This window comes from Pseudovibrio sp. POLY-S9 (genome assembly GCF_001431305.1).
GTDB lineage: Bacteria > Pseudomonadota > Alphaproteobacteria > Rhizobiales > Stappiaceae > Pseudovibrio.
Genome location: NZ_LCWX01000239.1, coordinates 65,600 through 70,250 on the forward strand (window position 1 = coordinate 65,600; position 4,651 = coordinate 70,250).

10 protein-coding genes are annotated in these 4,651 nt (G+C 52.0%); 1 reads left to right on the forward strand and 9 read right to left on the reverse strand.

What is annotated here, in order from left to right:
• Nucleotides 1-83: 83 nt before the first annotated feature.
• From PPL9_RS26705 to PPL9_RS26725, 5 genes are all read right to left on the reverse strand, one after another.
• Nucleotides 84-413 carry a DUF2730 family protein gene (locus PPL9_RS26705; RefSeq protein WP_057465574.1) on the reverse strand — a complete coding sequence of 110 codons (330 nt, stop codon included), beginning with the start codon at nucleotides 411-413 and terminating at the stop codon, nucleotides 84-86.
• Nucleotides 410-619 carry a TraR/DksA C4-type zinc finger protein gene (locus PPL9_RS26710; protein ID WP_057465575.1) on the reverse strand — a complete coding sequence of 70 codons (210 nt, stop codon included), beginning with the start codon at nucleotides 617-619 and terminating at the stop codon, nucleotides 410-412. Before PPL9_RS26710 ends, PPL9_RS26705 begins: the two co-directional genes overlap by 4 nt.
• A gap of 129 nt (nucleotides 620-748) precedes the next feature.
• Nucleotides 749-997 (reverse strand): hypothetical protein, encoded by a 249-nt coding sequence (locus PPL9_RS26715; RefSeq protein ID WP_057465576.1) that lies wholly within the window; start codon nucleotides 995-997, stop codon nucleotides 749-751.
• Nucleotides 994-2,214: an N-acetylmuramidase domain-containing protein gene (locus tag PPL9_RS26720; RefSeq protein ID WP_057465577.1), complete on the reverse strand. Its 1,221-nt coding sequence runs from the start codon at nucleotides 2,212-2,214 to the stop codon at nucleotides 994-996. The genes PPL9_RS26715 and PPL9_RS26720 overlap by 4 nt, the downstream gene beginning before the upstream one ends.
• A gap of 90 nt (nucleotides 2,215-2,304) precedes the next feature.
• Nucleotides 2,305-2,709, reverse strand: a complete 405-nt coding sequence (locus tag PPL9_RS26725; RefSeq protein ID WP_057465578.1) for a hypothetical protein — start codon at nucleotides 2,707-2,709, stop codon at nucleotides 2,305-2,307.
• A 97-nt stretch (nucleotides 2,710-2,806) separates the two neighbouring features.
• On the opposite strand from PPL9_RS26725, the gene PPL9_RS26730 reads away from it, so the two are divergent.
• Nucleotides 2,807-3,178, forward strand: a complete 372-nt coding sequence (locus tag PPL9_RS26730; RefSeq protein ID WP_057465579.1) for a hypothetical protein — start codon at nucleotides 2,807-2,809, stop codon at nucleotides 3,176-3,178.
• A 20-nt stretch (nucleotides 3,179-3,198) separates the two neighbouring features.
• Here the strand turns inward: PPL9_RS26730 and PPL9_RS26735 are convergent, their stop codons facing one another.
• The 4 genes from PPL9_RS26735 to PPL9_RS32575 all read right to left on the reverse strand — a co-directional run.
• On the reverse strand, nucleotides 3,199-3,837 hold the full coding sequence (locus tag PPL9_RS26735) for a regulatory protein GemA (protein WP_057465580.1): 639 nt from the start codon (nucleotides 3,835-3,837) through the stop codon (nucleotides 3,199-3,201).
• Entirely contained in the window at nucleotides 3,834-4,097 is a 264-nt protein-coding gene (locus tag PPL9_RS26740) for a hypothetical protein (RefSeq protein WP_057465581.1), read from the reverse strand. The genes PPL9_RS26735 and PPL9_RS26740 overlap by 4 nt, the downstream gene beginning before the upstream one ends.
• A gap of 11 nt (nucleotides 4,098-4,108) precedes the next feature.
• Complete coding sequence (locus PPL9_RS26745) at nucleotides 4,109-4,390, reverse strand: hypothetical protein (RefSeq protein WP_057465582.1); 282 nt, start codon at nucleotides 4,388-4,390, stop codon at nucleotides 4,109-4,111.
• On the reverse strand, nucleotides 4,390-4,651 hold a 262-nt coding region (locus PPL9_RS32575), incomplete at its 5' end, for a hypothetical protein (RefSeq protein ID WP_208989661.1). The genes PPL9_RS32575 and PPL9_RS26745, both read right to left, overlap by 1 nt.

A 4,651-nucleotide genomic window follows, 5' to 3' on the forward strand; every position in this document is an offset into this window, starting at 1 on the left:
ATTCAGCGAATAATCATCCTGGCTGTGTAGCGCCTTCAAGATGATCAGTCGTACATCCTTGTTGATGTGGTCCTGGTAGTCCATCACGACCCCTTATTCTTTCTCAAAAAATCGTCAATATTCTCGGTGGCATGACGCAAAGAGCGCACGCTTTCGCCAATGGTTGTGACTGCACCGCGCAGTTCCGTCATGTTCAGTTCCAGCTGATGCACTTGCTCTTTACTGGGCAGATGCTCCATCTCTCGTGCCAGTGATTTGACGCTAGCCTCGGTTTCACCCACGCGCCCCTGCAGCTCCTCCAGCTTGCTGGAATTGTCACGAGATCGGTGCGAAAGAAACGTCCACGCAGTGCCAGCTAACGACACAACGCCGATTACAATTGCCACCCATGTTTTTAATTCTTCCGGGCTCATCGCGCTTGTTCCAGTTCTCGCTGGCACTCAATGCAGCGCACAGCCGCCGGGTTTACAGTGCGTCTGGCTGGCTCAATCTCACGCTCGCAGTCAATACAACTGGAACGACCAGATCCAACACGCTGAGACTTTAAAACCGCAGCAATGCTGGCATCTCGTTCCCGCTCGGCAAGCATGTTGGCCTGGTCCACTTCATCAAAACTCATCGACCTATTCGCCTCCAACCACACATGGAGTACCCAAACTCATTGTGTTCAAGTATCTGGCTCACCATAGAATTGGAGAGAACGCCCACATCGCTGTTTGCCGGATAGATGGGCTTGAACCCATCGCATTTATTCGCGGGACCAGCTGCGCAACCGGCGACGGCGATCAGCATCAGAATGACGAGAAATATCCGCATCAATTTCATTCCTTTTTCTCAAAATCAGGAGAGAGGTTTCAAGGCTCCGGTTACGTTCGCTTTGCCCGCCCATCGAAAAAACACGCTGTAAAAGCAGGCCCGCCAACGCGGCAATAATCGCCCATTTAAGGAAGGCGCGGCCCAGCTTGGAAGACGCCAGAGACGTGAAGAAAGCAATCACCCAACATGCCTCCAGCTCTTCGCATCCAACAGGCGGCGCTGCTTGATCTGGTAGGCCACATACAAAACAGCTGCCCCACCAGCAGCCACCATCAACCATTTGTTGGAGCCAATCAGATCAAGCACAGGAGCAAGAGAACTGTTCAGTGCCCAGATCACATCCTGAAGGCCGGTAAGGTTGTCCAGGATGGAACTGTCAGACAATTGTTCCGCGACCTCAGCCACCCCGCCAACGGCAACCACACCGCCGCCCAGAACGGTCATCCGGTCTGCCTGTTTAACGGTCTGAGATCCCTTTGCGCGAAGATCCTTGACCTTCAGACTCTGGCGGGGGTTCGTGGTCTTCTCGGAAAGTGGGACGGCACGTTTCATCATCGCAGCCGTTTTAGGGCCAACCAGACCATCTGGTTTCAATCCGTGATCCACCTGGAAAGCAACAACTGCACGGCGCGTTGTATCGCCAAAGTCGCCATCTGGGTTGACGTGATACCCAAGATCAGAAAGGCGGCGCTGGAAGTTTTCAATGGGCTGACCACTTGCACCCAAGCGTAACATGCCAGCCCGCTTGGATGTTTCCTCAAGCCGCAAGGGCTCGCCGGTCAGCTTCGCATAAACACGCAAAACTTTGCGGCTGTAATAATCAACCTGCCCAGCTCCATTATAGCGGCGTACAATCGCGGGAACGTCCTTGGCCCGGATATCTTCTGCAAGGCCGCTGTTAAGCAGATAATCTATGAAGGCTTTGTCTTGAGCTGCTTCCTCACTTGCCAGCGCAATGACAAAGCTCTTGACCGAATGGTATCCGCACAGCTTGTAATTAAAGCCCATGATTTGAGGCTTAGCGTAGGAGGCGGACAACAGGGCAGCGGTTTCATCAACCAGCGCCATGCGCTCCAGCCTGTCCCAGCGGGCATCAGACCCGGCCTTGCCAAGGCCCTTGTAATTGCCCTTTGACCATTTCTTGGTTGCCAGACCTGCAGCAACAGCCGTGCTGCGCAACTGGCTTGGAAGCTTGCGCCAGAAGATATGTTTTTCAGGAAGGAGATGAATGCGCCCTTGATCATCACAGGCTGCTTCCTTGCTCTCAACAATCAGCAGAGCCCGTAACAGGTACTCATCAAAACCTTGCTCCTTGGAGATTTTGGAGATGATGTCGCTGCTGGCAGCGCTAACCTTGAAATGACGCAACTGCTGTACGATTGGAGACGCGGAGGACATGGGCGATGTGCCTTTGCAAACATGAGTGTTTAGGTGTTTGCAAAGTGCCTGACGCATAAAAAAAAGAGCCGGTGACATGTGTCACCAGCTCTAAAATTCAAAGAGATCCGCTTGTCTGGGATCTCGTATTCGTACCGCCTGCCTTAGCACAGTTCTGCGGTGGATGCCAAGTCGGCGGGCAACCTCATCGGCAGACAAACCCTCTTGAAGATATTGCTGCACGCGGGCATGTGTGCTGGCTTGTTGTCCGGTCGGCCCCAGAGGAATTTCAAGATAGATCCCCATGGCCCTGCCACCTGCATTGATAATCCGGTAATGGTCGCAGATCTTTTTTGCAGCACTCTCGCCCACGGTTTCCTGCAACCAGTTATCTGCGGAGGGGTAAGAGGGAATAAAAACCCGGCTCCCGCCAAACCGATGCGCGATCTCAAGGGCAGCAGGCAAGCCAGCCGCCTCGCGGATCTCGTTCAAAACAGGAGGCAAAGCATCAGCCATAATATTCACCGAAACTGCTGAGTGTTTTTAGCTTTAATGCACTTGCCTTCGGTGTGTATTCTCGTTCAGCCGCTTTATTCTTTTGGGAACTTTCAAAATGCTGAAACAAGTTATTACCACCGCAACACTTTTGCTTTCTGGTGCCGCGTATGCTGCTGATAATCAGGTGCTGATTGATTATATGCTGGAAGATGACGCCTCGCTGAACCAACAGACCACAATTGAAAATTGCCATGCCGTAGGCTCTAGCCTTGAAATGATTCAATGTTCTGCTCAAAAGCAGATAGGCGTTCGAGGCTTGCTTTATGTTCACACTGAAAAGCTCTCGAAAGCTGACCGTGTCAAAGCAGCAACTACTTGTCAGGATTTCGAGAACAAGCCTGAATGTGCGGCAAACATAAAGGTCACATACGAGAAGCTCGGTATCGGCTATTACCTGACAGCAGAAGAACTTACCTGGCTGAACTGAGGAATAGGAAAGAACCTGCATCAGTGAGCCTCCCGAACCAGACAGGCGCGCACCTTTTTACCAAGCGCGTTCATCACCTTGATCCAGTCTCGGCTGTCCAGTTTCTGAACATGATCTTTACCCACAACTGAGTGGGTAATCAGGCCAAACGTGTGATGGGCCGGTATTACCTCGCGGTGTTTCAAAAGCGCCACCTGTGCGACAAACACCTTGAACTCAGGGCGATTGTACACAGACGGCAGGTTCTTATCGACGCTCCAGTCAATACGGGTTTCACGCTTGATCCAGCCCTTCAGAGCATCAATGACCTTGGACCCGTCTTCTCCATCCACCCAGTTAATGTGCTCAATCTTGGTCTGACGCTTCACCCAGGAAAGCAACGCCTTGTCTGTCTTGTCCTGAACGATGCCAAGGTTCCAGGCGGAAAGCCACAGCGCCACAGCTTTACCGCCAAAGGTGCCGCTGATCTGCGTGGATCTGCCCGCATCAACGCCATGCCCTTTGGCCTCCATGTGTCCCAGCACCTTGTTGCACTCGATCATAGTCAAGCCCTTGGCAGAGCGGCGACCAATGGAAGCCTCAAGGCAATCGCGCAAGGTTTCGTCATCAAGGTTAGCAGCCTTCTTGGCCGCATAGAGGCGTTTGTGAGGTGTGCTCATAACGAGACCTCCTGCGCACTTTCAAAGGCCAGCCTTAAGTCCTTTATTGCTGAGGCTTCCTGGTCGGTCTTTTCATAAGCCAGAACGTTTATGATGGCTGCTAACAGTTCAGGATAGTGGTTGCAGCGATGGGCGATCTCCTCGGCGTCGTCATCCAATAGAAGCTGTGCGACCTCTACAGATGTGTCATTGGCATCAACTAAGTCACAAACCTCAGCGAACCCGGAATGAATGGCCTTAAGTTCAGGTAACTCTTTCATCTCTATCCCTCCTAAACAGGCTCGCCATCACGTAGGACAGCTTCTGTTTTAATCTCCGGCAGGCCAACAAACTCAACGCCTTGCTGCTTCAAATCACCATAGCCTTCGATAAATGAGCCATTTTCGGCAATCTCACGAAGGTTGAGATAAGCAAGTAAATCCGCATGATCACGAACCTCACTGAAACCCGGATCAATCAACTGCCGGTATTGCTCCATGAACTCATCGGTGAATTTGCTTTCATCAATGTCCATGAGAACGGTGCTTTTCATCTCAACTCTGTAACGTGCCATCACATCATTCTCCCTTGTGTCTGGTGCTGCTTCATCTGTTCCAGGTGACGCTGCTTGAAGTTCCTGGGACGGCCATTCACCAGATCCGTAATCACAGCAAAGTAGCCGGTGCCATCTGCGCTGATGCGATATTCAATCTTTCCAGTGATCACATAGCCCTGATCTGCCCAGTGCCGTTGAATGGCTCTCAAATTGTCTTCTGCCTGGGTGCGCAAGGCGTCTAACGTGCATCCCATAACGACACCTCCTAAACAGCTGCCA